At 54.6% G+C, this 25,319-nt stretch carries 23 protein-coding genes and 1 tRNA gene; 11 read left to right on the forward strand and 13 right to left on the reverse strand.

The genetic code is table 11. The annotated features are described in order from the left end of the window. The first annotated feature begins 268 nt into the window (after positions 1–268). The 3 genes from O3S85_RS09525 (at position 269) to O3S85_RS09535 (ending at position 4,426) form a co-directional block, all read left to right on the forward strand. Positions 269–1,648, forward strand: a complete 1,380-nt coding sequence (locus O3S85_RS09525) for an RHS repeat-associated core domain-containing protein (RefSeq protein WP_269540006.1) — start codon at positions 269–271, stop codon at positions 1,646–1,648. Positions 1,649–1,657: 9 nt separating this feature from the next. Continuing rightward, positions 1,658–1,996 carry a hypothetical protein gene (locus O3S85_RS09530; RefSeq protein ID WP_269540007.1) on the forward strand — a complete coding sequence of 113 codons (339 nt, stop codon included), beginning with the start codon at positions 1,658–1,660 and terminating at the stop codon, positions 1,994–1,996. A 405-nt stretch (positions 1,997–2,401) separates the two neighbouring features. Next, on the forward strand, positions 2,402–4,426 hold the full coding sequence (locus O3S85_RS09535; protein ID WP_269540008.1) for an RHS repeat domain-containing protein: 2,025 nt from the start codon (positions 2,402–2,404) through the stop codon (positions 4,424–4,426). 808 nt (positions 4,427–5,234) lie between these two features. Here O3S85_RS09535 and O3S85_RS09540 read toward each other — a convergent pair. Then, on the reverse strand, positions 5,235–5,897 hold the full coding sequence (locus tag O3S85_RS09540; protein WP_269540009.1) for a hypothetical protein: 663 nt from the start codon (positions 5,895–5,897) through the stop codon (positions 5,235–5,237). Between the two features lie 195 nt (positions 5,898–6,092). Continuing rightward, positions 6,093–6,398 (reverse strand): hypothetical protein, encoded by a 306-nt coding sequence (locus O3S85_RS09545; protein WP_269540010.1) that lies wholly within the window; start codon positions 6,396–6,398, stop codon positions 6,093–6,095. A gap of 275 nt (positions 6,399–6,673) precedes the next feature. On the opposite strand from O3S85_RS09545, the gene O3S85_RS09550 reads away from it, so the two are divergent. Beyond that, entirely contained in the window at positions 6,674–7,993 is a 1,320-nt protein-coding gene (locus O3S85_RS09550; protein ID WP_269540011.1) for a glycoside hydrolase family 88 protein, read from the forward strand. A gap of 708 nt (positions 7,994–8,701) precedes the next feature. On the opposite strand, the gene O3S85_RS09555 is transcribed toward O3S85_RS09550, so the two are convergent. Then, positions 8,702–8,776, reverse strand: a tRNA-Met gene (locus O3S85_RS09555). A gap of 682 nt (positions 8,777–9,458) precedes the next feature. Between O3S85_RS09555 and O3S85_RS09560 the strand changes: the two genes are divergently transcribed. Then, on the forward strand, positions 9,459–9,794 hold the full coding sequence (locus tag O3S85_RS09560; RefSeq protein WP_269540013.1) for an STAS domain-containing protein: 336 nt from the start codon (positions 9,459–9,461) through the stop codon (positions 9,792–9,794). A gap of 429 nt (positions 9,795–10,223) precedes the next feature. Here the strand turns inward: O3S85_RS09560 and O3S85_RS09565 are convergent, their stop codons facing one another. Together O3S85_RS09565 and O3S85_RS09570 are read right to left on the reverse strand one after the other, a co-directional pair. Beyond that, on the reverse strand, positions 10,224–12,296 hold the full coding sequence (locus O3S85_RS09565) for an ATP-binding protein (protein ID WP_269540015.1): 2,073 nt from the start codon (positions 12,294–12,296) through the stop codon (positions 10,224–10,226). Positions 12,297–12,381: 85 nt separating this feature from the next. Then, positions 12,382–12,882 (reverse strand): tellurite resistance TerB family protein, encoded by a 501-nt coding sequence (locus tag O3S85_RS09570; protein WP_269540016.1) that lies wholly within the window; start codon positions 12,880–12,882, stop codon positions 12,382–12,384. 116 nt (positions 12,883–12,998) lie between these two features. On the opposite strand from O3S85_RS09570, the gene O3S85_RS09575 reads away from it, so the two are divergent. After that, positions 12,999–13,496: a hypothetical protein gene (locus O3S85_RS09575; RefSeq protein WP_269540018.1), complete on the forward strand. Its 498-nt coding sequence runs from the start codon at positions 12,999–13,001 to the stop codon at positions 13,494–13,496. A gap of 6 nt (positions 13,497–13,502) precedes the next feature. Here O3S85_RS09575 and O3S85_RS09580 read toward each other — a convergent pair whose 3' ends face one another. From O3S85_RS09580 to O3S85_RS09595, 4 genes are all read right to left on the reverse strand, one after another. Then, complete coding sequence (locus O3S85_RS09580) at positions 13,503–14,030, reverse strand: rhodanese-like domain-containing protein (RefSeq protein ID WP_269540020.1); 528 nt, start codon at positions 14,028–14,030, stop codon at positions 13,503–13,505. Positions 14,031–14,187: 157 nt separating this feature from the next. Next, positions 14,188–15,498 carry a glutamate-5-semialdehyde dehydrogenase gene (locus tag O3S85_RS09585; RefSeq protein ID WP_269540022.1) on the reverse strand — a complete coding sequence of 437 codons (1,311 nt, stop codon included), beginning with the start codon at positions 15,496–15,498 and terminating at the stop codon, positions 14,188–14,190. 182 nt (positions 15,499–15,680) lie between these two features. Next, on the reverse strand, positions 15,681–16,967 hold the full coding sequence (locus O3S85_RS09590) for a hypothetical protein (protein WP_269540023.1): 1,287 nt from the start codon (positions 16,965–16,967) through the stop codon (positions 15,681–15,683). 27 nt (positions 16,968–16,994) lie between these two features. Further along, positions 16,995–17,366, reverse strand: coding sequence for a dUTPase (locus O3S85_RS09595; RefSeq protein ID WP_269540025.1), 372 nt, complete (start codon positions 17,364–17,366; stop codon positions 16,995–16,997). 95 nt (positions 17,367–17,461) lie between these two features. Between O3S85_RS09595 and O3S85_RS09600 the strand changes: the two genes are divergently transcribed. Further along, positions 17,462–18,112: a methionine biosynthesis protein MetW gene (locus O3S85_RS09600; protein ID WP_269540026.1), complete on the forward strand. Its 651-nt coding sequence runs from the start codon at positions 17,462–17,464 to the stop codon at positions 18,110–18,112. Between the two features lie 5 nt (positions 18,113–18,117). Here the strand turns inward: O3S85_RS09600 and O3S85_RS09605 are convergent, their stop codons facing one another. Both O3S85_RS09605 and O3S85_RS09610 read right to left on the reverse strand, forming a co-directional pair. Then, positions 18,118–18,663, reverse strand: a complete 546-nt coding sequence (locus tag O3S85_RS09605; RefSeq protein ID WP_269540028.1) for a hypothetical protein — start codon at positions 18,661–18,663, stop codon at positions 18,118–18,120. 79 nt (positions 18,664–18,742) lie between these two features. Then, positions 18,743–19,315, reverse strand: a complete 573-nt coding sequence (locus O3S85_RS09610; protein WP_269540030.1) for a hypothetical protein — start codon at positions 19,313–19,315, stop codon at positions 18,743–18,745. A gap of 199 nt (positions 19,316–19,514) precedes the next feature. On the opposite strand from O3S85_RS09610, the gene O3S85_RS09615 reads away from it, so the two are divergent. Further along, the gene (locus O3S85_RS09615) at positions 19,515–20,924 is read left to right on the forward strand and encodes an FAD-binding oxidoreductase (protein WP_269540031.1); all 1,410 of its coding nucleotides are present in this window, start codon (positions 19,515–19,517) and stop codon (positions 20,922–20,924) included. A gap of 112 nt (positions 20,925–21,036) precedes the next feature. On the opposite strand, the gene cysE is transcribed toward O3S85_RS09615, so the two are convergent. After that, positions 21,037–21,825: a serine O-acetyltransferase gene (gene cysE / locus O3S85_RS09620; protein ID WP_269540032.1), complete on the reverse strand. Its 789-nt coding sequence runs from the start codon at positions 21,823–21,825 to the stop codon at positions 21,037–21,039. A gap of 128 nt (positions 21,826–21,953) precedes the next feature. Here cysE and O3S85_RS09625 point away from each other — a divergent pair, with 128 nt between their 5' ends. The 3 genes from O3S85_RS09625 to O3S85_RS09635 all read left to right on the forward strand — a co-directional run bounded on the left by O3S85_RS09625 (position 21,954) and on the right by O3S85_RS09635 (position 24,281). Further along, complete coding sequence (locus O3S85_RS09625; RefSeq protein ID WP_269540034.1) at positions 21,954–22,562, forward strand: thioredoxin family protein; 609 nt, start codon at positions 21,954–21,956, stop codon at positions 22,560–22,562. Between the two features lie 202 nt (positions 22,563–22,764). Further along, positions 22,765–23,220 carry an abscisic acid-deficient protein Aba4 family protein gene (locus O3S85_RS09630; protein WP_269540035.1) on the forward strand — a complete coding sequence of 152 codons (456 nt, stop codon included), beginning with the start codon at positions 22,765–22,767 and terminating at the stop codon, positions 23,218–23,220. Between the two features lie 5 nt (positions 23,221–23,225). Beyond that, a complete protein-coding gene (locus O3S85_RS09635) occupies positions 23,226–24,281 on the forward strand; it encodes a glycosyltransferase (protein WP_269540036.1) in 1,056 nt (351 codons plus the stop codon). A 31-nt stretch (positions 24,282–24,312) separates the two neighbouring features. On the opposite strand, the gene O3S85_RS09640 is transcribed toward O3S85_RS09635, so the two are convergent. Continuing rightward, positions 24,313–25,296 carry a hypothetical protein gene (locus O3S85_RS09640; protein ID WP_269540038.1) on the reverse strand — a complete coding sequence of 328 codons (984 nt, stop codon included), beginning with the start codon at positions 25,294–25,296 and terminating at the stop codon, positions 24,313–24,315. Positions 25,297–25,319 lie beyond the last annotated feature (23 nt).

Consider the following 25,319-nt stretch of genomic DNA (forward strand, 5'->3'; position numbering starts at 1 on the left):
ACAGGCCAACCATAGCCGAGGATATGCCAAATGACTTTCGTGCTTAAACGTTTTTGCGCAATGAACAGGTTCTCAGCTACCAACCCTCCTTGTTTTCAGGAGCTAATATCACCTACATCTGACTGAACGACCAAAAAACCTAGCCTTCCGCGTGGTGCTGTCCCGGTTAAACAGTCATGCTCCTGCGTTTTTCAGCTAGCAGGCTCTCGGCTCAAATTCGGTAATGGCGCGACTGTTCATGCTATTTAGGCGTTAAATTGCCCCGTTCTTGGCAGCAGTCAATTGTTCTTTGACTTCCTCCTACGACCTCGTCGGCAACCGTCTAACGCAAACTTCCACGCTGCCCGACATCGCAGCGCAAAATGAGACCTACTCTGACAACGATTGGCTCGACGGCACCATTTACGACGACAATGGCAATACCACCTTGGAAGATGGCAACACCGACGTCTATGACTTCATGAACCGTCTCGTGCGCCGCACGACATCAGGCGGCTCGGTGATCGACATCACCTACGATGCCGATGGCAACCGGATCACCAAGTCAGCGTCGGCGGGCGTCACCCACTACCTGGTGGACATGAACAACCTCACCGGCTATGCACAGGTTTTGGAAGAGCTCGATAGCACGCTCACCACCGAGCGAGTCTACACCTACGGCCTCGACCTTATCGCCCAGCATCAACTCATGCCGGTCGATGCGCCCACTGGCTGGGAAACGAGCTACTACCTCTATGACGGCCTCGGCACCGTCCGCGCCCTGGCCGACGAAAACGGCCTAATCAGCGACGCCTATACCTACGACGCCTGGGGCAACCTGATTAATACTCAGGGACTGACACCCAATAGCTACCTCTTCACCGGTGAGCAGTGGGACCACGACTTGGGGATGTATTTCCTAAGGGCCAGATATATGAACACGGAGACAGGAAGGTTCCATACACTAGATACCTTCGAGGGCCGAAATGTCGACCCGCAGACGCTGCATAAATACCTGTATGCCCATGGGAACCCTGTATTTGGTTTTGATCCAAGTGGCTATCAGGCCGTTTCGATTAACGATATGGCGATTGGTGTGGCAATTGCAGGCTCTTTGGCACTATTGGCAGTTCCAAGCTTCCTCGATTCCTTACATCATGTTGGAGAAAGTCTCATTACGTGGGCCGTTGGTGCTGCCGTAGATGGTGTTACTTCAGCTATAACTACAGCGGTCCTTCTTGCACACGCTTTTGTCCATTCTACTTCTCAGGCTATAAAAAATGCTGCAGAAAAACTTAAAAAACAATTGAGAAGGATTCGATGCAAAGGGCGTTTATTGTTCCATTATACAGACCCTGCTTCTGCTGTAGCAATTGGAGCTTCGCGTGTGCTTCGCCCAAGTCGTGGTTTTGGAGCTGGTTTTCCTGCGGGTGCATACGCCTCGGATATTTGGCCAATAGATTTTACTTATACTCAGCGTACGTTGTCTATGGGCTTCTACGGCCATCCAGGCCGCGATGTAAGTGCGTTTGTTGCATTTTGTTCTAGACGCTTCACTCCAGCACCTGGCGGTGGGATTGGAAGGGTTACGCACTACGTTGCTCGATCAAAAACATTAGTTCCTATTGACGTAAAGCTCGCTGGCCCTAACCTAATGCCTCCAAGATGATTTTTAGAGATGAAACTAATAGTTGATGTTGATAAAATTAATGACGGTAGAGAAGAGTCTCTACTGCATAGAGAAATTGAAGCGAAGAATGATCCAGTTGAATCGATCTTCGATTTTTCAATTGGCGACTATCCAGTCGGGTTGATGGTAACTTGCGATCCGTTAACAGGTGGGATTGTTGGCCTTTTGGGAGATGGTGATATACTAAAAAAAGAAACTGCAGCTTACGAAAATACTTATTTAAACGTATCTTGTAATGTTGAGGATGAAACGCCTTTAAGTATTTGTTTCCGCTATAAAGAATTTGAGCTGCAACTTAACTTCTCAACGGTTGGTCTTAGATTTTAAATTCACGAACTAGGGCGAAGGGGGCGAACGTTAAATTCTAGGTAAGTTAAAGGGTCGAACGTAGAAAGTAGAATCCCACTCCTTATTCCTCTTTGGATTTCCTGATCAGTTCTTGAGAATGCATGACAGGGAGAGGGTCGCTCGGCTCCGTGGTGGAAAACACCCGAGCAGAAAAGAACTCCAGCGGGACTTTAGCACTGTGACAAAAAGGCATTAGGATCGTTTTGGGCAAACGATGGTAATCATTTTTGAAAAGAGATTAGGATGTGTTGGAGCAATAGATGGTAATGTGTTACTCCAGCAGATGGTAATGTGATGCCCCAAGACATTAGGTTATGTTGGTCCAGCAGATGGGGATGTGTTGCTCCGGTCTAGACCACGACGCTATACGAGGAGCTTGGCCGGGTGGCGTTCAGCTTCGACGAGCGGGGCAATCCGACGACGTATGAGTATGGTCCTAGCAGCGGCTGCTCGGGTCGCCGTGGCACGGTCACCAATGCCGATGGCGTGGTGCTGGATTATCAAGAGTGGCTCTACGACGAGCGCGACCGCTTGACCGATCACCTGACGCCGCGTGGCGACTTGAGCTACACTTACGATGCTTCGGGGAACCTCAAGAGCGTTGACTCGGGCAATGTCAACGGGGTCGAGCTGGCCTATGATTACGACGTGCTCAACCGCCTGGAAACGGTCTACGACGCCGGGGCCGCCCAGCCCGCGCTGGAGCACGACTATGGTTACGACGACGTGGGCAACCTCCAATCGCTGGCCTACGCTAACGGCGTTACCCACACGTGGACGTATAACAGTCTCAACCGCCTGACGAATCTGGTGCAGTCGAGTGGCTCTGGCACGCTCTACGGCTACACCTATGAGCTGCGCGATTCCGGTCACCGTAGCCGTCAGACTGAAACTTCAGGTCGCGTGGTCGACTACACATATGACAATCTCTATCGCCTCACCTCGGAGGCGATCACGAACGACCCGTTCGCGGTCAACGGCGTGTCGTCCTGGACGTATGACGATGTCGGCAACCGCCTGACGCAAACTTCCACGCTGCCCGATATCGCAGCGCAAAATGAGACCTACTCTGACAACGATTGGCTCGACGGCACAATATACGACGACAACGGCAACACCACCCTGGAAGATGGCGACGCCGACGTCTATGACTTCATGAACCGCCTCGTGCGCCGCACGACTTCAGGCGGCGCGGTGATCGACATCACCTACGATGCCGATGGCAACCGGATCACCAAGTCAGCGCCGGCGGGCGTCACCCACTACCTGGTGGACATGAACAACCTCACCGGCTACGCGCAGGTCTTGGAAGAGCTCGACAGCACGCTCACCACGGAGCGCGTCTATACTTACGGCCTCGACCTTATCGCCCAGCACCAGCTCATGCCGGTCGATGCGCCCACTGGCTGGGAAACGAGCTACTACCTCTATGACGGCCTCGGCACCGTCCGCGCCCTAGCCGACGAGAATGGCCTAATCAGCGACGCCTACACCTACGACGCCTGGGGCAACTTGATCAACGTTCAGGGACTAACACCCAACAGCTACCTCTACACCGGTGAGCAGTGGGACCACGACCTAGGCATGTATTTTCTCAGAGCCAGATATATGAACCCCGAGACGGGCAGGTTCCACACGCTGGATACCTACGAGGGCCGGAGCACGGATCCGCATACATTGCATAAATACCTCTATGGAAATGCAAACCCGATGAGTTACATAGACCCGAGTGGCAATTTTAGTCTGCCATCTTTATCTGCCGCAATGGGTGTTCTTTCAAAAGTTATGTCAATGGCTGTCCCAGCGATTAATGTAGCTTGGCGTGTTGCTGGATTCATCGATACCTTTATTTTGATTAAAGACATAGTCTCAGCGTTGCAGAATGGTGCTATAAAGACTTATGTAAATAATTTTTCAAATACTGTGAATAATTCTACAGGCGGTAGTTACGATTTGAAAAAGTTGAGAGCAATGAACAGTGATCATATACTTGATATTATGGGAGCAATTGCGCCAAGAATACCCGACATTGTTAAGTTGATAAATAAGCATCATACATCTTTGATAAGAAGAGCAGTGAAGAATGCTAACCGTTCTAGATTTGTAATATACTTACCTTCATTGCCTGGGAATTTTAGCAAAGGCCCTTCTGATAGTTCTCTGCCTTTGAAAGTCCCTCTTCGCGTATGGAAATTTAAAGTTCAAGCAGTTGCTGGTTCGGAAGGTGGCAGGCTTTTGGGCTTTGGAATTAAATCAGGGGGCAAACCTACACAACAAATTTTCCGTGTGGATTATCATGGTAGAAGAAAGGGTAATCATCCTGCGCCATATACACATTATTTTCAGGCAGGACCAAAAATTCTGAATGAAACCTTTTCTCCTTGGTTCCATTATCATGTAGTTAAGTAGCTATGGACAAAGACACGCTATGGATTGCTTGCGATGTTCCTAAGATGTTATCATCAGAGCTTGGGATCGTATTTTCATCAGTTTATTATCTTATTACAGAGATAAACGTTCCTATGATAGTCGATTCCAATTTCGAGCGGTATTACAAGTCGCTCGAGAGTTTTCGTGAGGAGATGACACGGAAGTATAATTCTGAAGTTGAAAGCTTCATTGAATCATTTCGTAGTGGTAACTCTCGTGAGAACCTAAAAACTCTAGTGCTTGGTAGTAAATTCTATTTTACTTGGGATATTGATGCGCTCTCTGAATGTATGAGTGAGAAAAATAGTAAATATTGCGAAATGGATTACTATGAATATACGACTGGAACCGACCTCTTGCTTCATCTGCAATATAAGTGAAAGAAGGAAACAGGAAAGGGATCGAACGTAGAATTTAAATATTGAGCGAAATCTATGTCAGACCAGTCATAGTCCATGCGTTAGGGTTAAACCTGCAAGACCAACCACTTGGCAAGTGTGCCGCCGTTGCTGCATAGTCGGTGCCTTCTCTGGCGATAGCAGCGCACTGATGGTGTCGCTGCCCCCGCATACCCCGCTTGGTCGACCCGCTCCAATGTGAACCCACAAAAGTTGACGCCAGTGGACCTTCCACCGGAGAATTGTTCACCCTGTCACCACCTTCGAGTTATTTCCCATTCTCGGTGACGCCCCGAATAACCTGTCAAGCATGGGTCATAGTCGCTTTGCGTTGGGCTTACGTTGAATTTTACCGATGTAGAGTCCGGTGCTTGGTCTTTCGTCGGTTTTTACGAACTCGGCGTTAGTTTGGATCGCTTGTTGCGAGTTCTACAGTAAATTAATCCGATAGAGAGCAGTAATATTGTAACCGCAGCTAGTATAAGGCTTTGCTTATCTTTCGCGGCACCGCGTTTTGAGTCGCTTTCCTTCTCAGTCCTTTGCGTTGGCGCATCCTTTAGTCCTTGGGTTACTAAGATCCTATTAGCAGCAGCGGAGATATCTTCATCATCTGAGGATTCCAGTTGTTGGGCTAATTGAGCTACTTGTGGATTTTCAATACGGGCTACTGTGTGTGTAACAAAAGATGACTTCATGAGGCTTGGATCTGTTTCGATCCGGGAAGTAATGACTGCAACCATAGCATCAACCTCGCCCTCGCTTAATTCCCCTCGAAACTGCTTAAGCTTTCTTGAGAGAATATAAATGGCCTGCCGCGAACGATAGTAGTCCTCCTGCCTGATCTGTTCTAAGATATATGGAAGGGATTCGATGCTTAACGAATCAATCTCCGAGTCAAAGTTTGGAGCCCCGCACTGTCCGGCGAGCCGATACACGACCATTTCTTCATCCTCAGCCCCATGCAGAGATATACTAAGTGCGAGAAACGCAAATAAACTACATAGGGTTTTTACGTAGCAGACAGCAAAGTGGGAAACATAGAATTTATACATTGAGCGGAATCAATGATAGGCGAGTTGTAGTCGCGCATGGTGCGATTGAATGTTCGAGATCCACTAATAGCAAGTAGGCCCACTTTGGCGAAGATAAAAGAAGAAGGAAAGTTTCTGGTAACTTATGAACATGGCCTTCAATTGCCGTAGCCATTATCTGGTCCGATAGGTCATGCTGTCTTGTCGATTAAATCGTCAGGCTATCTTGGGTCGGTTGTCGTGCTTGTTGAGGTAGTCGACTTTTTGCTTCCACAATGGGATTGTATCGCTCCCTTTTCCGTCATTTGACGAGCCTTGCTTGCTCAATGCATTGGTTGGGCAAAAAGCAATGGAGCTTTCTAAGGTATCGTGTGCGATGCGTGCTTTGCGTCCATCGAAGGCTCGCAACTTGTTTTTACAGAAACCGGAGCCGCTATCCGAAAGCTGGCAGCCCAAGGGGCGAGCACCTAAAACAGAAGTCTTGAGCGCCGGATACCCGCTACTTCTCTTTTGAGTGCTCAAGGTTTGGCCTTTTACTCACGCACTTCGACATGGCTGATCTCGGCCCAGGTCAGAGCGCGTTGCTCAATCCATCTAGCACTGAATGACTGTTTTGTGACTTCATCAGCAAATTATCTTGAAACACATCACCGTCCTCGACAATAGCGTCGGCACATGAGAGGTTCTTCGAGAATCGACATTTGGATTCGTTCAAAAATAACATGGCTGGAGCCATCTACTTTTTCACCTCCCATGATTCTCTACATGAACTTACGTAAAACTAGGGCTGCCTTCGCATGAACCTCCGTGTAAATTATATTCCATCTGAGGGGACGAATCAAAGTTCACTTGGGGGTATTGAATGGAAGCAGGTATTGCCGGGGCTAGTTTTTGAGATCGATGATCCGAAGCCAGGTTGGCTTAGCTTAATGGTTGCTTGTGATTTACGGGCAGATTGCGTTGTCAGCCTGGAGGATGATTGTGGGAATGTTCATCAGATCGATGCGAGTTTTGCATCTCATGGTCAGCGATTGCGCGTAGCCTGGCCCGCCGGGAGCAAGCGTTTATGCGTGACTAGCATCGAGGGAGAGGGAGCATTGTGGATCGCATCGGCCGCCGGTTTTGCGCCTTGCTTTGTCGAGGATAATGCGTCGATCGAGCAGAGGAGGGAGGCCGCACTAGAACGACTTAGGCAGGATGCGCTTTGTCAATTCAGTTGGATGGGCGGTTGTGTTTTGGATGGCATGCAGCAATTGAGCCAAACAGCCAATCGCCAGGTATGGCAAAAAGCGATTCACGACTGGCTGTCTTACTTCGTCAAGGCGGATGAGCTGCGCTACCAATCGCCCCGCGGCGAACTCGTGCTCAACCTGTTTAATAATATCGAAGGGACGTTGCCCGTTGCGGTTATCGCACGCGAGGATCCCTGGCATCCGGTGTGTGACTTGGCACTAGAGATGTTTAATCGACTCGCACAAAATAATGATGGACGAATCCTAAACGTCGAAATAACGGCGGAAGGTTGCTATACGGTGGCTTATCCGCTGGCTGTTTTGTCCAAAGGTCGTGGTGACGAGGCGCTTCAATTGCTTGCGTTACATCAACTGGAATTACGCCGCGAGCAGCTTTTTTACGCAGGCGATATCTATCTCCGCTCCGGTGAGCATGGGCGGAGTTTCCGAAATTGGACGCGGGGTATTTGCTGGTATCTGCTTGGGATTGCGCGCTGTCTCTCTGTGCTGGGCGTGGATAAGAGCGCTTCACTATGTGCTCATTTTGTGGAGAGAGCCGCGTGGATTATTGCGCGGCAACGTGAAGATGGCTTGTGGGATAACTTTCTCGATGAGCCGGGTTTTCCGCCGGATAGTTCTGGCTCTTGTGGCATCGCGGCGGCATTGATGACGGGGCATTCGCTTGGCTTGCTGGGCGATGAGGCCAGGCAGTGCGCGCAGCGAACATGGGAAGGTGTTGGCCGCTATTTGGAGCCAGATGGCTGGCTGGGCTGTGTCGCGCCAAATAATAAGCGGGGTGAAGCCTCACAGCATACGCGCCGCCGAACGATCGAACCATTTGCTCTCGGATTGTATGCTCAGCTTGCGGCTTCTCTTCGACAGTAGTGGCAAGGTATAACCAACGGTAGGTGTGCCAATTTTGCTGAAAGAGAAATGGCAATGAAATGCTTCCTTTTTGGAGTATGACAAAGCTCTGCGATAAAGGTCGATCTACTCCATGCCACGGAGGGCAATGGCTGGAGGCCCGGGATTGCTTTGAGCTACAAGGCCGTTTTCCGCCATCCTATCACGCAGCTTGCGCGTGAGACTCTTCGGTGTAGATTGGCTAGTCCGAAGTGGCAACAGGAGCAAGCACTGCCCTATGCGTGATGTGCAACCCGGCTTATTTTCGGTCAAACCCTTACCTTGTTCTGGTTGAAGCGTCGGCGACGCTTATTGGGAGTGTCGTCGACACTTCGGGCAACAGTCGGCGACGCTCGGTTTGACAGTCGCCGATACTTAGCAGGCGCTTGAGGTCACGTTGACCTCAGGTTTTTACCATTTCATCTTTCCATACACGATACTCCACATGCCACCAGAGGGCGAGCCTAATCATTGTCCGCGAGCATTATTGGACATTCTTCGGGGCTAGCGATAAATGTTCTGTAGTGGCTATACATTTGGCAACGGCCGATGCACCGCTTTGAATAATGCCGTGTAGAGATTCATTCGTAAGTTTTTACGCCGAGCTCGTAAAAAGAGAGGTCCATACGAAGAAACAAAAATAGCCGTTTTGTAAACGGCTCTAAATCAGCGCTTTTCGCGCTTTAAAAATGGTGCCAGAGGGCAGATTTGAACTGCCGACCAAAGGCTTATGAGTCCTCTGCTCTACCACTGAGCTACTCTGGCATTATAGAAATTCTTCGACTTATACACGTGTTTAAAAGGTATTTTGACGCTTTTGCCTGAACTATTCGGTGTTCATCAATGAATTTTAATGAACTCGCGAATTGGCCAATGGCAGCCGGTCAAAACCTTTGAAAACCTGTAATAAGAACGAGGAAAGCGGTTTAAACTACGTTTGACGGCACTCCAGTCAAGGAGGAAAGTCGAAATTTGCTGTTTAACGCTTGCGGGTGAGATCGGCCGAATTGACCGGTGTAAAATCGCCATTTGCGTAATTCTACTGGATGGCCAAGGACGTTCGCTAGTTGGGTTCAACTGAAGCGCTGAGCTTACCGCTGATCGCGGCAGGTGCGTTCTGATGGCTCAACGATTCAGGAGTTTCGGGTTATTACACCTATAGACGCGGTTAGCTACTACGGCCCCTTAATCTATTGCTGAGGCTGGAGAAGCACTCCGTTTTTGTTACAGTCACTCGAAAATTTGGCACTCCGTTGGGCAATCGTGAGATTTTCAGGGCAAGGACGTTACACCAAGGTGACAGTATGCCCTCTGCGGCAGGGGTAGTCGGGTAAAAGGCCGGTATGCCCTGTGGCGGTGATAAATAGTCTTGATTCTGAACTGATGTAACCGTTTGTTGGTCACATAAATTCTAAGTATCAACTAACTTACTAACCCCCGTACCACTGTGGAAATCAACCAGGAAAAACAAGACAGCATCAACATTGTTAGCCTGAAAGGCCGCCTCGACGCCGGCACTTCAGGACAGCTGGAAGAAACGCTTAACGCACTGGTGGAAGCCGGTGAGCAGAAGGTGCTCGTGGATTGCCGTGAGTTGGACTACATCAGCAGCGCCGGTCTACGTGTCCTCTTGGCTGCTGCCAAGCAGTTCAAGAAGTTGAATGGCTCTATTGCCCTGTCTTCTCTGAACCCGAACGTAAAGCAAGTCTTCGAAATCTCGGGCTTCACCTCGATCTTCCCGATCTACGGTACCCGCGAAGAAGCCATCGACGGTCTTTCCTAAGACTTCGATTCGATCAATTTTGCAACCCCGCTTTCCTCGGAGAGTGGGGTTTTGTTTTGCACCATGCCGACACTGCGGCAGCTACGGACGCTCCAGGGCCAACGGACAATCAATCTGAGCGCCAATGGCGCGGGCACATATTAGCCTAGGGTTTGCAAGGAGCGTAGCGACGAAGCGCAGCCCTGGGATAATGATCCACTGATTATTGGAGTGCTGAAAGCACGGCTTCATCATGCTTCTTGCAGCCGCCCCTTCAGGGCTCAGGCGACTGATTTGCGCTTAATACCTAGGGCTGCACTCCGGTCGGCCTGCGACTTACGCTGACCCTAGGCTTGTATGTGATCGCACCTTTGGTGCTCATCTTCATGGACTTATGGCAATCCAGGTTAGGGGCGATCCACTCTTTTGAATGTCCGTTCGCCTGCACGATCAGGGTTGGGTGAAGCGGTGTTCGAGGCGGTTGCGGGCCTTTTGGAGCATTTGGTAAAACTCCTCGTTGACCATGGGCTTGTTCATGTATTCGTCGGCACCGGCCTTCATCGCGTCCTGCCGGGTTGCGTTGACGGCGTCTGCGGTAATGATGATAATGAACGCCGGTATGAACCCCGTGCGATCGGCGGCAGACTCACGTTTGCGAATCTTGGCAACCGCGGTCAGCCCGTCCATATCCGGCATGTGAACGTCGGCCACGACCACATCGAAATCGCCCGGCACGTAGGCGCGAAGCAATTCTTCGCCCGAGTCGACAACTTGGCACTGATGGCCGCGGCGATGGAGCAGGGCGGAGAGTAATTTCTGGCTGACCGGGCTATCCTCGGCAACGAGCACGCGGAGCTGGCGGCCGTCGAGGGTAACGGGTGCTTCCAGAACCTTCTCCTTGGGCGGTGCGGCGGCGCGGACCGGGATATTGATGAAAAATGTGGCACCTTGGCCCAGCTTGCTGCGAACGCCGATCTCGCCGCCCAGCATCTCGGTGAGTCGCTTGGAAATGGCCAGCCCAAGCCCGGCACCGCCGAAACGCTTCGTGGCGCTGGCGTCGACTTGGGTAAACGAATTGAAGATACGCGATTGGTTGCCCTCGGCGATGCCGATACCGCTGTCGCGCACTTCGATGTTGAGGGAGTATTCGGTGAGCACCTCTTTGCTGCTAACGGGGATGGCGTCGACGTGGATTTCGACCGAGCCTTCGTCGGTAAACTTGATGGCGTTGCCGGCCAGGTTGAAGAGGATTTGTCTCAGCCGGCTGGCGTCGGTGACGATGGTGTGCGGCGTGCGCTTGCTGATGTGAATAGACAGGTCCAGGTCCTTGCGGGCGATCTCGTGCTGAAAGATGGACTCGGTTTCGTGCAGCAGGGACTCGAGGTCAAACGGGGAGAAGTCCAGTTCGATGCGGCCGGCCTCGATCTTGGAAAAGTCGAGCAGGTCGTTGAGCAAGGTGAGCAAATTGTTGGCGCTGGAGTGGATGATATCGGCCAGTTCGGTTTGCTCTTCATCCAGATCGGTTTCGCGCAGGAGCGAGGCGAAGCCCATGATGCCGTTCATCGGCGTGCGAATCTCGTGGCTCATCGAGGCAAGAAACTCGGATTTGGCGCTGCTGGAGGTCTCGGCCTGTTCCTTGGCGTTGCGCAGGTTTTGTGATTCCAGGCGCTGGGCGATCACCAGACGCTGCTGCAGGCGGCGTTCACGGATTTGGGCTTTGCTGAGTTGCTCCTGCTCGCGGTTGAGCTGCTTAACCTTGCTTTCGAGCTCCCGGCTGGCCTGCTCCAGCTCGGCCTCGCGTGCCTCGATATGGGCGAGCATGTGGTTGAAGGCATCGGTTAGTTGGCCTAGCTCGTCGTTGGAGTTTTTAATCGCGCGCAGGGAGAAGTTGTTCGAGCGGGTGATGCGCCCGGCGGTTTCTGCCAGTTGACGAACCGGGATCAAAATAAAGTCCAGCAGCCTTGAGGACAGGCGATGGGCGACAAACAGGCAAACGATGAGAATGGATGAGGTGGCCAGCAGGCCATAGCCAATGGACTGCCAGAGCGGCGTCAGGCTGGAGGCCAGTGCGAGCACTCCGTAGGTTTTGCCATTGTGCTCTACCTGATGGTAATAGACGGCTTCGCCACCCTGTATGGTCATGGCGTCGAAGTTTGCCTTGTCCCCGACGGGCATTGGCTGATGCCCGGATGCTGCGTCGCTGAAGACTTGAGCGTTGGTGGCAGTGGTGAAGCTAATCCAGTTTAGATGGTCCTGGGTCAGGGGGAGCGTCATCACGGCCTTGGCCTCGGAGGGCTCGCCTCGATCAATGGCAAGCGCCACCTGGTAGCCGAGCAGATCTGCATTGCTCTTTAGCTCGTGCTCCAGAGTGCGCAGGCCGTCATAAGTCTGGTAAATGACCATGCCCATGCCTGAGAGGGCGAGCAATACTATGCCGGTCAGCCCAATAATCAGGGTGATCTTTTCCCGTAGAGAGCGGGATTGCAGCTGCAGTTTGAAATCCAAAACAGAGTAGTCAACCATGGCCGTCGCCTAACTGACCTGCGCCAAGGAAACTAGTTGCAGGTTATTGGGGCGGAGGGGAGTCGTCAAAGCAATTAAGCCCGCCTTAAAGTAGGGCGGCGCGTAATTCCTTTTCCAGCTCCTTCTCATCCGGGCTTTCCACGCCATCGCTGAGAAACAGCTGGTTGCTGAGCTGGAAGGCTTTTTCGCGGGTGGCGGCGTCTCCGAGGTTCTCCGAAATACGGTCGAGAAAGCTTTGGCGTGCCTCCGGAAGATTAGGGATGTCGCGCACGCGGGTCACGGCACGGTCGTAGTAGTTATCCATCGTCTCCACGGCCTGCCAGTCCATGGCTTCGAGCCGACGTTGGATTAGCTGGTCTTCAGCCAGTGATACAGTGCGGTCGGAATACATGCAGAAGACCAGCAGATCGACGATGGCTTCGCGTTGGGTCTGGCTGAGGCCATCGGCAGACGCGCCTCCGGCTTTAAACAGGTTTTTCAGGAAATCGAGCATGGCAGATGACAGGATATGGTTGGCCGGTAAGTAGCGATAGGTTAGGAAGATGCTGTTGGTAATGCCAGTGCTAAATTGACCGGCGACTGCCATTTATTTTACTGCCCGTTTGCAGGGCGATGTGGATTCTCAGCGGAGCGCTGTTTAGCTAGAATTCCTCATTCCAAATGCTTGCCAGTGGGAGTGGGCTCTCGCAGAATGTAGTTGTCATGAAATCTCACGAGGTGGTCAAAGCGTGCTTTGCGGACCAAAGCCCCAAGCAAATTGCGGATGAAATCGGCGTTTCGGTTTCGCTGCTGTATAAGTGGTCGCAGGCGGTGGGCGATGGCCAGAGCGGCGCGATCAACCCGCTAGATCGCGCGGTGCAGCTTAACTCCGTTGCGCCGGATAACGACGTGCTCCACTGGCTTTGCCAGCAGGCCGACGGCGTCTTTATCCGCGACCCCGAAAGTGCCGCGCGCGCCTATCGCTACATGCCGGCGACGAATGAGATCGTCCGTCAGTTTGCCGCCATGCTGTCGGAGATCACCCAGGCCGCGCTCGACAACAAAATTACCGACCAGGAAGCCGTTGCGATCCGCGAGTTGTGGGATCGGCTAAAGGCCTACACTGAAGGCTTTGTGACCGCCTGTGAGGAGGGCAACTTCGCGCAGATTCGCGGCATTCCGCCGCCCGAGCCCCCGCCCAGCGGAATCGACTCGCGTTAGGTGGTGCTACTGGTTCCAGGGGAGCTTGGTCAGCACAATGGCCAAGCCGCATTGGCCGCTGAGACCGGCGAAGGTCAGGCCGATGCCGAACATGCCGGGGATCAGGAGGAACCATGGGTTGATGAATGCGCCGAGTAGGGTGCCTACGAGCACGTTGAGCCCGGCGACCACCTTTACCTGTCGATCCAGGCTGAGTGAGAATCCCTGAGAGCCCTCAATACCGGCTTCGCCCGGCCACTGGTTCATCCCGCCCGAGAGCTCGACGACGTTGTCCAGACCGGAGGAATGCCAGATGCCAAGCGCCTTCTGCGAGCGAACGCCGGACTGGCAAATCAGGCATACGGTGCGCCCGTTGGCGGCTTGGTGAAGCTGCTCTGCGGTCTCTGCGGTGAATTTGTTGATCGGATAATTCGAGGCACCGGGGATGTGGCCGCTCCGGAATTCTCCGGGGCTCCGAACATCGATAAGAAACCAATTCTCCGGACTATGGCGCAGCGAATCAGACAGTTTCTGGGGTGAGATACTAGTCTTCATATTTTAGGTTTATAAAGACCTTGCGTGCGCAATCAAGTCTATAAGTGTATGGTTTTCAGTGATTTATAATTACGGTAGTTGACTGAACTTATCAAGATGCTCCTAATGGCGAATGCGCTAACTAGTCGCCGCTTGGTGACTCAGCAAGGGGGTGGCTTTACTTTATCTGACCGTTTCCGAAGACCAGGTACTTGTAAGAGCAGAGCTCGCGCAGGCCCATCGGTCCGCGGGCATGCAGGCGGTCGGTGGAAATGCCGATTTCCGCGCCGAGGCCAAACTCATAGCCGTCGGTGAAGCGGGTGCTGGCGTTCCAGTAAACCGTCGCGGAGTCCACGCCTTGCAGGAACTTGCGTGCGGTGGTCTCGTTGGTCGTCACGATGCCGTCGGAGTGTGCGCTGCCATACTTGTTGATGCAGGCCACGGCTTCGGCGACGTCGTCCACGAGCTTGATCGCGATTTTGTAGTCCAGGTATTCGGCGTAGAAATCGTCTTCGGTTGCGTAGTGGAACTCCAGGCTGGGCACACCGTGGGAGATGCCACCGGCATTAATTTTTTCCAGCATGCGGCCAGCATCCTGGTCAACGCGGAGCTCGACGTTCTTCGACTCCAGGGCGCGGGCAAGGCGGGGCAGGAGGTCTGGTGCGGCTTCGCGGTGGATGAACAGATTCTCAATCGTGTTGCAGACGCTCACACGCTGGGTCTTGGCGTTGATGACGATGGACTCCGCCATGTCGGCATCGGCGTCGACATCCACGTAAATCGCGCACACGCCGGTGTAGTGCTTGATGACGGGGATGCGGCTGTTTTCCGCGACAAAGCGGATCAGGCTCTCGCCGCCACGGGGGATGATGCAGTGGACGTATTGGTCGAGCTTGAGCAGCTCGGTCAACGCCCAGCGGTCCACCGTCGGCACAAGCTGGACGGCATGCGGATTAATGCCCGCCTCGGCCAACGCGCCTTCGAGGATGCTGGCAAGGGCCATGTTGGTGTGGAAGGCTTCCTTGCCGCCCCGCAGGATGGCGGCATTGCCGCTTTTGAGGCAAAGCACGGCGCAGTCGATGGTCACGTTGGGGCGCGATTCGTAAATGATACCCACGACGCCGATCGGCACACGGACCTTACGGATGTCCAGGCCGTTGGGGCGCTCGATTTTTTCCAACTCCTCGCCAACGGGGTCGGGCAGCGCGGCGACTTCTTTCACGCCGTCGGCCATCTTTTGGATTCGCTCGGGGGTAAAAGTCAGTCGTTCGACCATGGGCTTGGCCAGCTCCAGCGCCTCGGCGGCGGCCAAGTCTTTCTTGTTGGCCTCCAGAAGCTCGTCAGTGGCCGCGACAATGCGCTCGGCAAGGATGTCGAGTGCGCGGTTTTTGGCATCGGCGTCCAGCACGGCCAGCTCCAGGGATGCGGCGCGCGCTTGCTTGGCGATGCCGGTGATCAGCTGCTTCAAGTCTTGGGTTTCTTCGGGCATGGGCAAAGTGGAATGTATTTTGCCTCTTTAGGGAAGCCGTTTTTGACCCGCTGTCAACGGATGGGCAGTAAGAGGCTGACGGCGTGCGCGGTTGGCTTCAGCCATCCGCATGTTGGCTATGCTTAGCCTTTCGGCCTGAAATACATGTCGGCCTCTAAAGAGACCGACCTACGCTACGCCGCTTACTTAAAGCGCGCCATCAGCGGCACGAGCACTTCGGTCACGATGCCGGCTCCGTTGTCCCGGGCGTGGCCACGGGCGACGGCGGATACGGTGCGCGCGGAGGCGCTGTCTTCCCGGCCATCGGGGAAGGCCCGCTGGGCAAGGGAAAGGTAGGCCGTGCCGTAGTCGAGCGCGCAGGCGGCGAGGGCGGGATCGTTGGTGATTTCGGCGGCCAACCCAATGAAGATCGGATTATGCTGGCGCATTTGGCCGTCTTCCTTCCAGTGGGGCTGGTCGGAGTATTTGCCAATGCCGAGGATGTCGTCATCGAAAATGGGGGCCATGTCGAGATCGACCACCTCCACGCCGGTAGGGATCAGGTGGGCAAGCTCGCTCAGGACTGCTTGGTCGTAGCGATCGCTCTTGGTAATGCGGCGATAAAAACGAATGGCGGCGGCAAGGGCCCCGGCGTCGGGGTCCATGAGCTCGGGCAGGAGGGCGTCGATGATCGCCTCGGCCGCTTGCCGGTAGTATTGCTCGCCGGAGATGTTGGAGAGCTTGAGAAGGCTTTCGACGGCTCCCGCGCTCAACAGGGCTTCGGCGCGGTGGAGGTTCTCGCGCGGGTCGTTGGCAATGGCGGGCTCGTAAACGGGGCCCTTTGCGTCGAGGCCGACGGGCAGCTTGTTGCCAGCCAGAATGGCGTCTGCCCAGCGGCCGCCATAGGCGAGGGCCCACTTGGCGTAGCGATCAGAGCGATTGGTCCGATAGGCCGAGAGCGCCAGGGAAATGCAGTGAAAGAGCTCCGGCGTATTAAATGCCGGGGACTGGTCTTTCTGGAAACCTTCGGCACCAAAGGTATGGCTCGGGAAGACGCCATGGGCCGCATCGAACCACGGGTCGACCTGGTCGCTCCAGTTGCCGAGGTGCTCGGCCGCATCGAGGAGCTGCCCAATGGTGGCCACATCGTCATCGAGGCGGGCCAGTTGAGCCAGGAAAATTTCAAAATGCGCCATGCCACGGGTGACGTCGGCCATGCGCCAGTAGCCGTGGCGCCAGGCGTCGGAGCTCTGGAAGTGCTTGGCGGTCTTGTCGCGTAGCTGGTGGAGGAAGCGCAGGCCGGGGTAGGCGGGCTCAAAATACATGAGCGGCATCCAGCCGGTGGCGTAGATGGCTTGGTCTGGCGTGTCTAGCGGGTCTTCGTCCGCGTAGCGATTGATGCATTCATCAGCCCAACTGCGTAGCTCGCGCAAGAGGCATTTACCGGCCTCGCGGGGGTCGGTGTGTCGGGCAAGTTTGAAATGATACATCGGGGATATTAGCCGGCGATGCGGCGACTAAATATGCTTGGAGTCAGCCTCGTCTTTGACGGTATAACCGCTGTCCTGACGGGCGTGGTTTACTTTGTTTTTCTTGGTGTAGGCTTCGTAAACGTCGTCCGCGGACATGCCTAACACCTGGGCGGCGGAAATGAGGAAATGAAACAGATCGACGATTTCCACGCGGGCGTTTTGCTCATCGAATTCCTGGTATTTGGCCCACCATTTCCACGGGACGGAGTCGATCAGCTCAGCGGTTTCCTGCTGCATAGCGCGGGTGTAGTTGAGCACCCACTTGATTTTCTCTTCCTGGGTCAGGGTACTGGTATCGACCCCGATGCGCTTGTTGAGCGCTTCCTGCTGCTGAAAGATTTCGTCGAGCTTATCCATGCCGTCACGTAAGCCTCCGGCGGCGAGCGGGGCAAGACATTAGTCACCAACTTGCACCCTATTTGCGCATAAAAATGCGTTTACTCGGCCAACGAATGTCTCAAGCTGATTCGTTTATGGGACGCCACGCCATCAAACGCGAAATGGACCAGCAAATCCTACTCGAATGGATTGCGGAGGGCGCTCGTGTGCTCGATTTGGGCTGTGGGCGCGGAATTCTCCTCGAAGAGCTGATGAACCGCAAGCAGTGCTACGCGGTGGGAATCGACAACGATTTGGCCAAAATCACCTCTTGCGTGAAGCGCGGCGTGCCCGCCTATCAGGGGGATTTGATGGATCTGCTGCCGAATTTTGACGACCAGTCCTTCGATTGGGTGGTTTGCTCGCGCACCTTGCAGGAGCTCAGCAACTCACACGAAATTCTTCAGCAGGCGCTGCGCATCGGCAAACGGCTGGCAGTGGGTTTTGTGAACCACGGTTTCTGGCTGAACCGCTGGTCCATGCTGCGCGACGGCTCCCGCGTGCAGAACGAGGTTTACCCCGATCCCTGGTGGAAAAGCCGCGTGATGAATCCGGTCAGTGTGCCCAGCTTTGAGGCCTATTGCAGCGAGGAAAACGCCGTAATCAATCGGCGCGTTTACCTGGCAGGCGACTGGCGCACGCCATGTAACATCCTCCCGGGGCTGTTCGCTGGCTATGCGGTGTATGAGGTCTGCCGGGGTGCCGAGGCGCGGCGGAGCGTGTAAGTGCTCTACTCGGCTTCGGTTTCGGTTACACGCTTTTGGGCCAAGGTGTATTCTGATTCACTGAGCTTTCGCCAGCCGGAATTTTCATCTTTGGGGATCTTCTGGCCCAGGCTTAGTTGCTGAAATTGTCTCTCCGGGAGCTCGTAGTAGTAGGTGAGCTTCGTGACGCTACTTTGAACGATGATGATGTGGCGTGGGCTCACCCACTCACTGAATTCTTTGCTGGCCTGTCTCTCCTCGCGCGGCTTATCAATGGTGTAGCCGGGGATGGTTTCCTTGTGCTTGATGACGAGATCTCCGGCCGGGATGATGTTGTCGAGGGTGAGGTTGTCCTTGTTCTGCCAGAGATAATAAAGCCCGTATAGCGCACTCACCAAAATTGCCAGGCCAAGGACGGTCATGAGGGTGCTCCAGACACCGCCGACGGCGTGCTTTACCTTGGTTTTCGCCCGTTTTTTCTTGTGAGCCTGGATTCGGCTTTTGCCAGTGCCGACCTGTGGCGGGGGCTTGTTGTTATCGTTGGGTGGTGGTGTCAGATTCAGCTTGGCCATGGGTGAAAGCGCTTGGTGGTTGGTTTAATTTCTGGGCTTTTCGTTGCCGGTTAAAGTGCGAGCAAAATGAGGGTGTTGCCTAGGGACTGCGACTGCCACGAGTTAATCTCAAGTATTTTTCGTAGGTCAGTTTGGTCCAATGGTCTACGTAGCTGTGCTGTGCATTTGCGCCGACAAAAGCCTTGTCGAAGTCTTCCTCGTTGGTCTGGAAGTAGACCGTGTTCTGGGTGGTATTGCCACGGCAGATTAAAATATAGGTCGGGTCGACCCAATCCGCGTACTCCTTGCTCTTTTGGGTTCGGTCTTTGGATTTATCGACCAGGCTGCCGGGGATGAGCACTTTCTCCGTCACGGTGTAGCTGTCGTCTCTGGGAGCTTGCTGCGTGACGGTATCCGTAACCTTCTCGACGATAGTTTCTACGCTGATACTGTTCTCGGTAGACGCATCCTCGCTCTGTTCGGCCTCGGCCCTGACCATTGGATACACATAGTAGCCCAGGCCAGCGAGCAGTCCCAACAGCAAGACGATGATGACGAGTTTTTTAATCGCAGATTGCCACCTGTAAGCGCTCTGGGCGCGTTGAGCTTTAGACTCTCGCTCGGCGCGGGCTTCTTCGGTGCGGCGGGATGGTTTTGGTGTATAATCACCCATTAGGAAATATCATTATTGATGTTTGGCCTTCGTCAATGATGGATATTGGTTTAAGCGAAAGTACTCATACGGCGCAGCCGGGGGAATTGTTGACGATCCGTTACAGTCCCGGTTTGCCTTGCGGCGGATTACCGCTTTGCATGGGCGGGTGACGAATAAATCCCAGCTTACCCGGCTACGCCGGCGTTTAGGCGATGCCGTGAGCACCGCCGAGGAAGACCTTGCCCGCTGCTCGCTCGACAGCGCGCGCCTGCGGTTTCGGCCCGATGCGGTGGTCCGCCCCCAAACGGATGACGCGCTGCAGCAATTGCTCGTCCTGGCCAACGAGCTGCGTGTGCCGATCACCCCGCGTGGTGCGGGCTCGGCGACGACGGGCGCGGCCTCGCCGGTAAAGGGCGGCTGGGTGCTCGATCTTTCCGGATGGACGAAGATTCGCATCGACGCCACCGCGGGCATGGCGCACGTGGAGGCCGGTGCCGTGACCAAGAATATTAACGATGCCGCCGAGCGCAAAGGCTGGTTCTACCCGCCTGACCCGTCCTCGCTCAAACACTGCACGATTGGTGGAAATATCGCCACCAACGCCGGTGGCCTCCGTGGTGCCAAGTATGGCGTAACGCGTGACTACGTTTACGAGCTGGAGGGCTTCCTGCCGACCGGCGAACCCGTCCGCTGGGGCGCACCGCTGAAGAAATTTGCCTCTGGCTTGAATCTGCGCGACCTGTGGATCGGCTCTGAGGGCATGCTGGGTGTCGTCACCCGCGCCACCCTGAAGCTGATCCCCAAGCCTGCCGCGCGCTGGACCTGCCTCGCCGCTTTTCAAAATGAAACCCAGGCCCTGCGTGCGGTTAAAAAGCTGCTCGGCTTACGCGTCGTCCCGAGCATATTGGAGTTCCTCGACCGGCAAAGCGTGGACTGCGCGCAGCGTCGCCGTGGCGGCCCGTTTTTCCCCAAGCTGCCGCATTGCTCGCTGCTGTTGCTGGAGTTGGATGGCCACCCTGCCGCCGTTCGGGAAACGAAAAAAGTCGTCCAAACGCTCTTTACCGAGCGCGCCCTGGCCAGCCGCCACACCAGTGATCCGGAAAAGGCTGAATCTCTCTGGGAGGCGCGGCGCACCTGCTCGCAGGCGATGTTCCAGATGGGCGACACCAAGCTCAACGAAGACATCGTTGTGCCGGTGCAGTCCTACGAGGCGCTGATCCGCTATACCCTGGAGCTGAAGAAGCAGACCGGGCTCGCGACGCCGACCTTTGGCCACGTGGCCGATGGCAACTTCCACGTCCACCTGATGTATGACCACGGCGACCCCGACCAGTGCGCCCAGGCCGAGCGCGGCCTGCAACTGCTCATGGAGAAAGTGGTGGAGCTCGGCGGCGCGATCACCGGTGAGCATGGCATCGGCTTGGCGAAAAGCCCCTTCATGCACCTGCAACACAGCAAGGCGGAGATTGCCGCGATGAAGCGCATCAAGGACGCGCTCGACCCCAATGGCATTCTGAACCCGGGCAAGATGTTCGAAGAGTTCACCATGTGGCGACACGAGCGCGACTACTCCTGGACCTTCCCCTGGGATCACCAGCGTCCGGGCAGCGTCCCATTGCATCGATAGTTTCGCGCATTGCGCGAAAAGGGTAGGGCGCAGTCCCGCTGAGCGGGACAAGCCGCCTCAGCGGAGTGGCATGTGCACAATGTGCAAATTTATCGGTCCAGCCGGAGGCTGGCTAAGACTCCGAGTTGCTGAAGCGGTGCTCCATGGCGCGGCAGGGCTCGTCTTCGCTGGCGACACCAATTACGCGCGCGGGCACGCCAACGGCGGTGCTATGCGCGGGTATATCGGTCAGCACGACCGAGCCGGCACCGATCTTGGCGCATTGGCCGATCTCGATGTTGCCCAGTAATTTAGCACCCGCGCCGATGAGCACGCCATGGCGCACTTTCGGGTGGCGGTCGCCCTTTTCCTTACCGGTCCCGCCGAGAGTGACTTCGTGCAGGATGGAGACGTCGTCTTCGATCACGGCGGTTTCGCCCGCCACAAAGCTCGTAGCGTGGTCGAGGAGAATGCCAGAGCCGATCTTAGCGGCCGGGTGGATATCTACCGCAAAAACTTCACTGATAAGGCTTTGCAGATAGAAGGCGAGGTCCTCTCGCTCATGTATGAGCAAGTGATGCGCGATGCGATAGCAGGTCAGCGCCTGAAATCCCTTAAAATACAGCACCGGATAGAGCGCATTGGGGCAGGCCGGGTCGCGCTCGTTGACGGCCTGGATGTCGTTAATGACGCGCTTGGAGAGGTTGGGGTCCTGGTCGAAGGCCTCCATGAATATCTCTTTCAGGTAGCCCTCGGGCGTGGCGTGGTAGGCCAGCTTGCGCGACAGGCGCACACTGAGGGCCTCTTGCAGGCTGTGACGTTGCAGGATGACTTCGTTCATGAGACCGGACAGCGCGGGCTCACGCCGAGCCACGTTTTCCGCCTCACGTTTCAATTCCTGCCAAATCTCATCTGCCTGCATGGGCTGAACTTTGCCTCATTGGGAAATCGGCGCAAGTAATTTGACGAAATTCATCTGTCGGCGATTAATATTATTTGAACAAATTCGAACAACTCGGGTCATTCTCTAAACACAACTCCTCCACAGCTATGAAAACCATTAGAAATCTTCTTCTCGCCGCATCAATTTTTTCCCTCGCGCTGACCGCTTCCGCCAAGGTGGACGTGGGCCAGACCGCGCCTGACTTCACCCTCCCGGCCGCCGATGGCAAGGAATACAGCCTCGACCAATATAAGGGCAAGTGGGTCGTCCTCGAATGGACGAACTACGGTTGCCCGTTCGTCAAAAAGTTCTACGACCAGTCCGGCAAAATGCCCGAACTGCAAAAGGAGTGGACGGGCAAAGATGTCGTTTGGCTGTCGATCTGTTCTTCCGCCCCCGACAAGCAAGGCCACATGGATGTCGCTGACGCACAGGCCACCAACGACGAAAAGGGCTGGTCCGGCACGGCTTACCTCGTGGACGAAACCGGCAAAGTCGGCAAGGAATATGGTGCCACCAACACGCCGCAGATGTATGTGATCAACCCGGACGGTAAGATTGTCTACATGGGCGCGATCGACAGCAAGCGCTCCGCCAACCCGGACGACATCGCCAAGTCCGACAACTACGTGGACCTGGCCCTGACTGCCGCCATGGAGGGCAAGAACATCACCACGCCAAAGAGCAAGCCTTACGGTTGCGGCGTCAAATACTAGGTGATATATAAAAGAATAATTTCCAGTTGTTCGGGGTGTGAGGCATCCCGATCAAACTAGGGGTAGATGAGAGGTCCCCGTCCGGTTAATTACCGGGCGGGGAAATTTTTTTGCCAAGTTCGTGGCTGGCTGATTAATTCCGACTCAATGCAAATACCGCGTTTCATCCGTGTCCATCCGCGGCTAAAAATCCACGCCCAACATGCCTAGCTGGATGATCGAATTCTTTGCCGGGGAGACGCTCACGCGGCTGTTCTGGATCATCACCTTGGCCGGCGCGCCGTTTTGGGCGTTAATGATTTTCTTGCCTGGCAAGCCGATGACGCGTCACCTGTGCTCGCCGTTTTTGGCCCCGCCGTTGTTCGCGATCGGGCTGCTGTATTTGTATTATCAACTGTGGACACTTGGCCTGCCCGATGCGCCGACGGGGCTGGACTACAGTGACCAGGCGGCCGTCGCCGCGCACCCGATCGTCTTTCTCATTCTCTGGCTGCACGCACAGATTCTAAACCTGTTTTTGGGCGAATCCTTGTTCGTCGAAGCGCGCAAGCGCAAGATGAGGATCCCGGTCGAGCTACTGCTCTGCTGGCTCTTTGGGCCGGTGGGTTTGCTCGTATTTGGGATAAGATTATTATTAATAAAAATCACCGGAAAATAGGAACCTTGGCGCTTGCGCTGCACAACTCCGGTCGTAGCATTCCGGATATGCCACCTCAAGTATCGGTCTTGCTGCCGGTGAGGAATGCCGAGGATACGCTCGAGCTCGCCGTGCGGTCGATTATGGCCCAGTCGCTTTACGCCTGGGAGTTGTTGTTGGTGGATGACCACTCGACCGACTCCACCGGTGCCATCGCGCGAAAACTATCGCAGGCCGATCCACGTATTCGCTGCCAGATGAACCCCGGGCGAGGCATTGTTGATGCGCTTAACTTTGCGATACAAAGTTCCGAAGGGCGTTACCTCGTTCGTATGGACGCCGATGACATTGCGACCTTTCACCGGCTCGAAACACAGATTCGTTTTCTGGAAGAAAACCCGGATATCGGTATTGTCGGCAGTTGTGTAACCTACATCGGTGACCGCGAGAAGTTCCTCGGCTATGCGAACTATGTGGACTGGATTAATAGCCTGATCACGCCTGCTGACATCGAGCGCTATCGTTTTGTGGAGTCACCCTTTGCGCACCCCAGCGTCGCGTTTCGCCGCAGTGTGGTGGAGGAGTTTGGCGGCTATAAAAACGGGGATTTCCCCGAGGACTATGAACTATGGCTGCGCTGGGCGGACGCCGGGGTCCGCATGGGCAAGTGTCCGGAGTTTCTCCTGCATTGGCGCGACTCGGAAACGCGTCTCTCGCGCACCGATCCGCGCTACGACGTGGATGTGTTTTACCAACTGAAGGCCTACTACTTGCACCGCTGGCTCAAGCGTACCTTTGCCCGCCGCGAGCTCTATGTTTGGGGTGCAGGCCGGACCACACGCAAGCGCTTGCAGCATCTGCGAAGACTCGGCGTAAAAGTCGCCGCCTTCATCGACATCGACCCGAATAAGATTGGCCAGGAGATCGAGGGCATCAGCGTCCGCTCACCCGACGAGCTTCCCGAGCCAGGCCCGGCCGGAGTTATTATCTACGTCGGCTCGCGCGGCGCGCGCGAACTCATCGAGCAGGGCTTGCAAACGCGCGGCTACCGCCTTGGCGTGGATTACATTCCGGCGGCGTAATGCTGCCTCGCCTTGTGCCCCACATGCCGCCTCATTGAACCAAGGAATCTTTTCTACCATTCTCCTGTGCTTGGTTCATTTTCTCAAGTGCCTCATCTTTGTATGTGAGCAACCGTTTGGAGGCTGGGATAAATGAGCTTTTTCGGAATTCGCCATCATACCAAAGCTCAAGATAGGTGACGAATTCACCGTCGGTTGTAGCAAGGATGGAATCGACCTCGGCGATAACCGATTCGTATTGTCCATTGGCCAGCAATGCTCGAACGTAGGTTATTTTATTGTCCAGAGGCAGTTCGGACGGCTCTAAATCGTAATGAGCGGCTGCTTCTGTGATAAGATTGATGGCTTTTTCGGGTTCGTTGGCAGCGAGAAAGAACTGTGCATACTTATCGACGGTAATGAGGGTTCGCTTTTCGGAACTGAATGCAAATTGATCCACGGCATAATTGATCTCACTGGAGAGGTTCACGGTGTCCTTTCGGCGGTGCAGCCACCCCATAAAATCATTGTGCACATGACCAGGGGCATGCTCTCGGTAATGTTGGCGAATGATGGCCTGAACTTCCGGTGAAAACTTTACAAACGATAGCCCGTATTTGGATGCGATGTAATAAAACTTGGAAGCCTTTTTATCCAGCATCTGGTCGTTTAGTACCCTCGCCTCCATCGCGGCTCTGAGGCGCGCATAGCTGTTTTCCGCATACTTGGGATTGTAGCGATAGGCATCGTATCTCATTTGATTATAGAGCACTGACCACGAATGCCCGGATTCAATCATATCGATTGTTACCTGCAGCAGCGTTTCATTGGCCGTACGAAGCAGGTCCTCATTACCACTTTTACTGACACTGTGTCTTAGTGCGTTGGCCTTGACGAGTAGCAGGGGGTTCTTGGGCGATTGGGCATAGAGTTCGAGAAACTGCTCAAGGAACTCCGGGCTCTTTGCATCGATCTTCTTTAGTTTGAGCATTATCTCGGCATCAAGCGCATAGTCGGAAGTGGATTCGGTGGACATGTCTTCCAGTAGTTTGGGTTCTC

Origin of the sequence: Cerasicoccus sp. TK19100 (assembly GCF_027257155.1) — a bacterium.
Taxonomy (GTDB): Bacteria; Verrucomicrobiota; Verrucomicrobiia; order Opitutales; family Cerasicoccaceae; genus Cerasicoccus; species Cerasicoccus fimbriatus.

What these genes read in the sequence shown, in the direction of transcription:
- O3S85_RS09580 (WP_269540020.1), bottom strand. Translation starts at nt 14,030, where the DNA reads ATGAAGACTAGTATCTCACCCCAGAAACTGTCTGATTCGCTGCGCCAT.
- O3S85_RS09630 (WP_269540035.1), top strand. Translation starts at nt 22,765, where the DNA reads ATGCCTAGCTGGATGATCGAATTCTTTGCCGGGGAGACGCTCACGCGG.
- cysE (WP_269540032.1), bottom strand. Translation starts at nt 21,825, where the DNA reads ATGCAGGCAGATGAGATTTGGCAGGAATTGAAACGTGAGGCGGAAAAC.
- O3S85_RS09590 (WP_269540023.1), bottom strand. Translation starts at nt 16,967, where the DNA reads ATGTATCATTTCAAACTTGCCCGACACACCGACCCCCGCGAGGCCGGT.
- O3S85_RS09610 (WP_269540030.1), bottom strand. Translation starts at nt 19,315, where the DNA reads ATGGGTGATTATACACCAAAACCATCCCGCCGCACCGAAGAAGCCCGC.
- O3S85_RS09565 (WP_269540015.1), bottom strand. Translation starts at nt 12,296, where the DNA reads ATGGTTGACTACTCTGTTTTGGATTTCAAACTGCAGCTGCAATCCCGC.
- O3S85_RS09540 (WP_269540009.1), bottom strand. Translation starts at nt 5,897, where the DNA reads ATGTATAAATTCTATGTTTCCCACTTTGCTGTCTGCTACGTAAAAACC.
- O3S85_RS09605 (WP_269540028.1), bottom strand. Translation starts at nt 18,663, where the DNA reads ATGGCCAAGCTGAATCTGACACCACCACCCAACGATAACAACAAGCCC.
- O3S85_RS09640 (WP_269540038.1), bottom strand. Translation starts at nt 25,296, where the DNA reads ATGTCCACCGAATCCACTTCCGACTATGCGCTTGATGCCGAGATAATG.
- O3S85_RS09625 (WP_269540034.1), top strand. Translation starts at nt 21,954, where the DNA reads ATGAAAACCATTAGAAATCTTCTTCTCGCCGCATCAATTTTTTCCCTC.
- O3S85_RS09550 (WP_269540011.1), top strand. Translation starts at nt 6,674, where the DNA reads ATGAACCTCCGTGTAAATTATATTCCATCTGAGGGGACGAATCAAAGT.
- O3S85_RS09575 (WP_269540018.1), top strand. Translation starts at nt 12,999, where the DNA reads ATGAAATCTCACGAGGTGGTCAAAGCGTGCTTTGCGGACCAAAGCCCC.
- O3S85_RS09530 (WP_269540007.1), top strand. Translation starts at nt 1,658, where the DNA reads ATGAAACTAATAGTTGATGTTGATAAAATTAATGACGGTAGAGAAGAG.
- O3S85_RS09585 (WP_269540022.1), bottom strand. Translation starts at nt 15,498, where the DNA reads ATGCCCGAAGAAACCCAAGACTTGAAGCAGCTGATCACCGGCATCGCC.
- O3S85_RS09595 (WP_269540025.1), bottom strand. Translation starts at nt 17,366, where the DNA reads ATGGATAAGCTCGACGAAATCTTTCAGCAGCAGGAAGCGCTCAACAAG.
- O3S85_RS09600 (WP_269540026.1), top strand. Translation starts at nt 17,462, where the DNA reads ATGTCTCAAGCTGATTCGTTTATGGGACGCCACGCCATCAAACGCGAA.
- O3S85_RS09570 (WP_269540016.1), bottom strand. Translation starts at nt 12,882, where the DNA reads ATGGCAGTCGCCGGTCAATTTAGCACTGGCATTACCAACAGCATCTTC.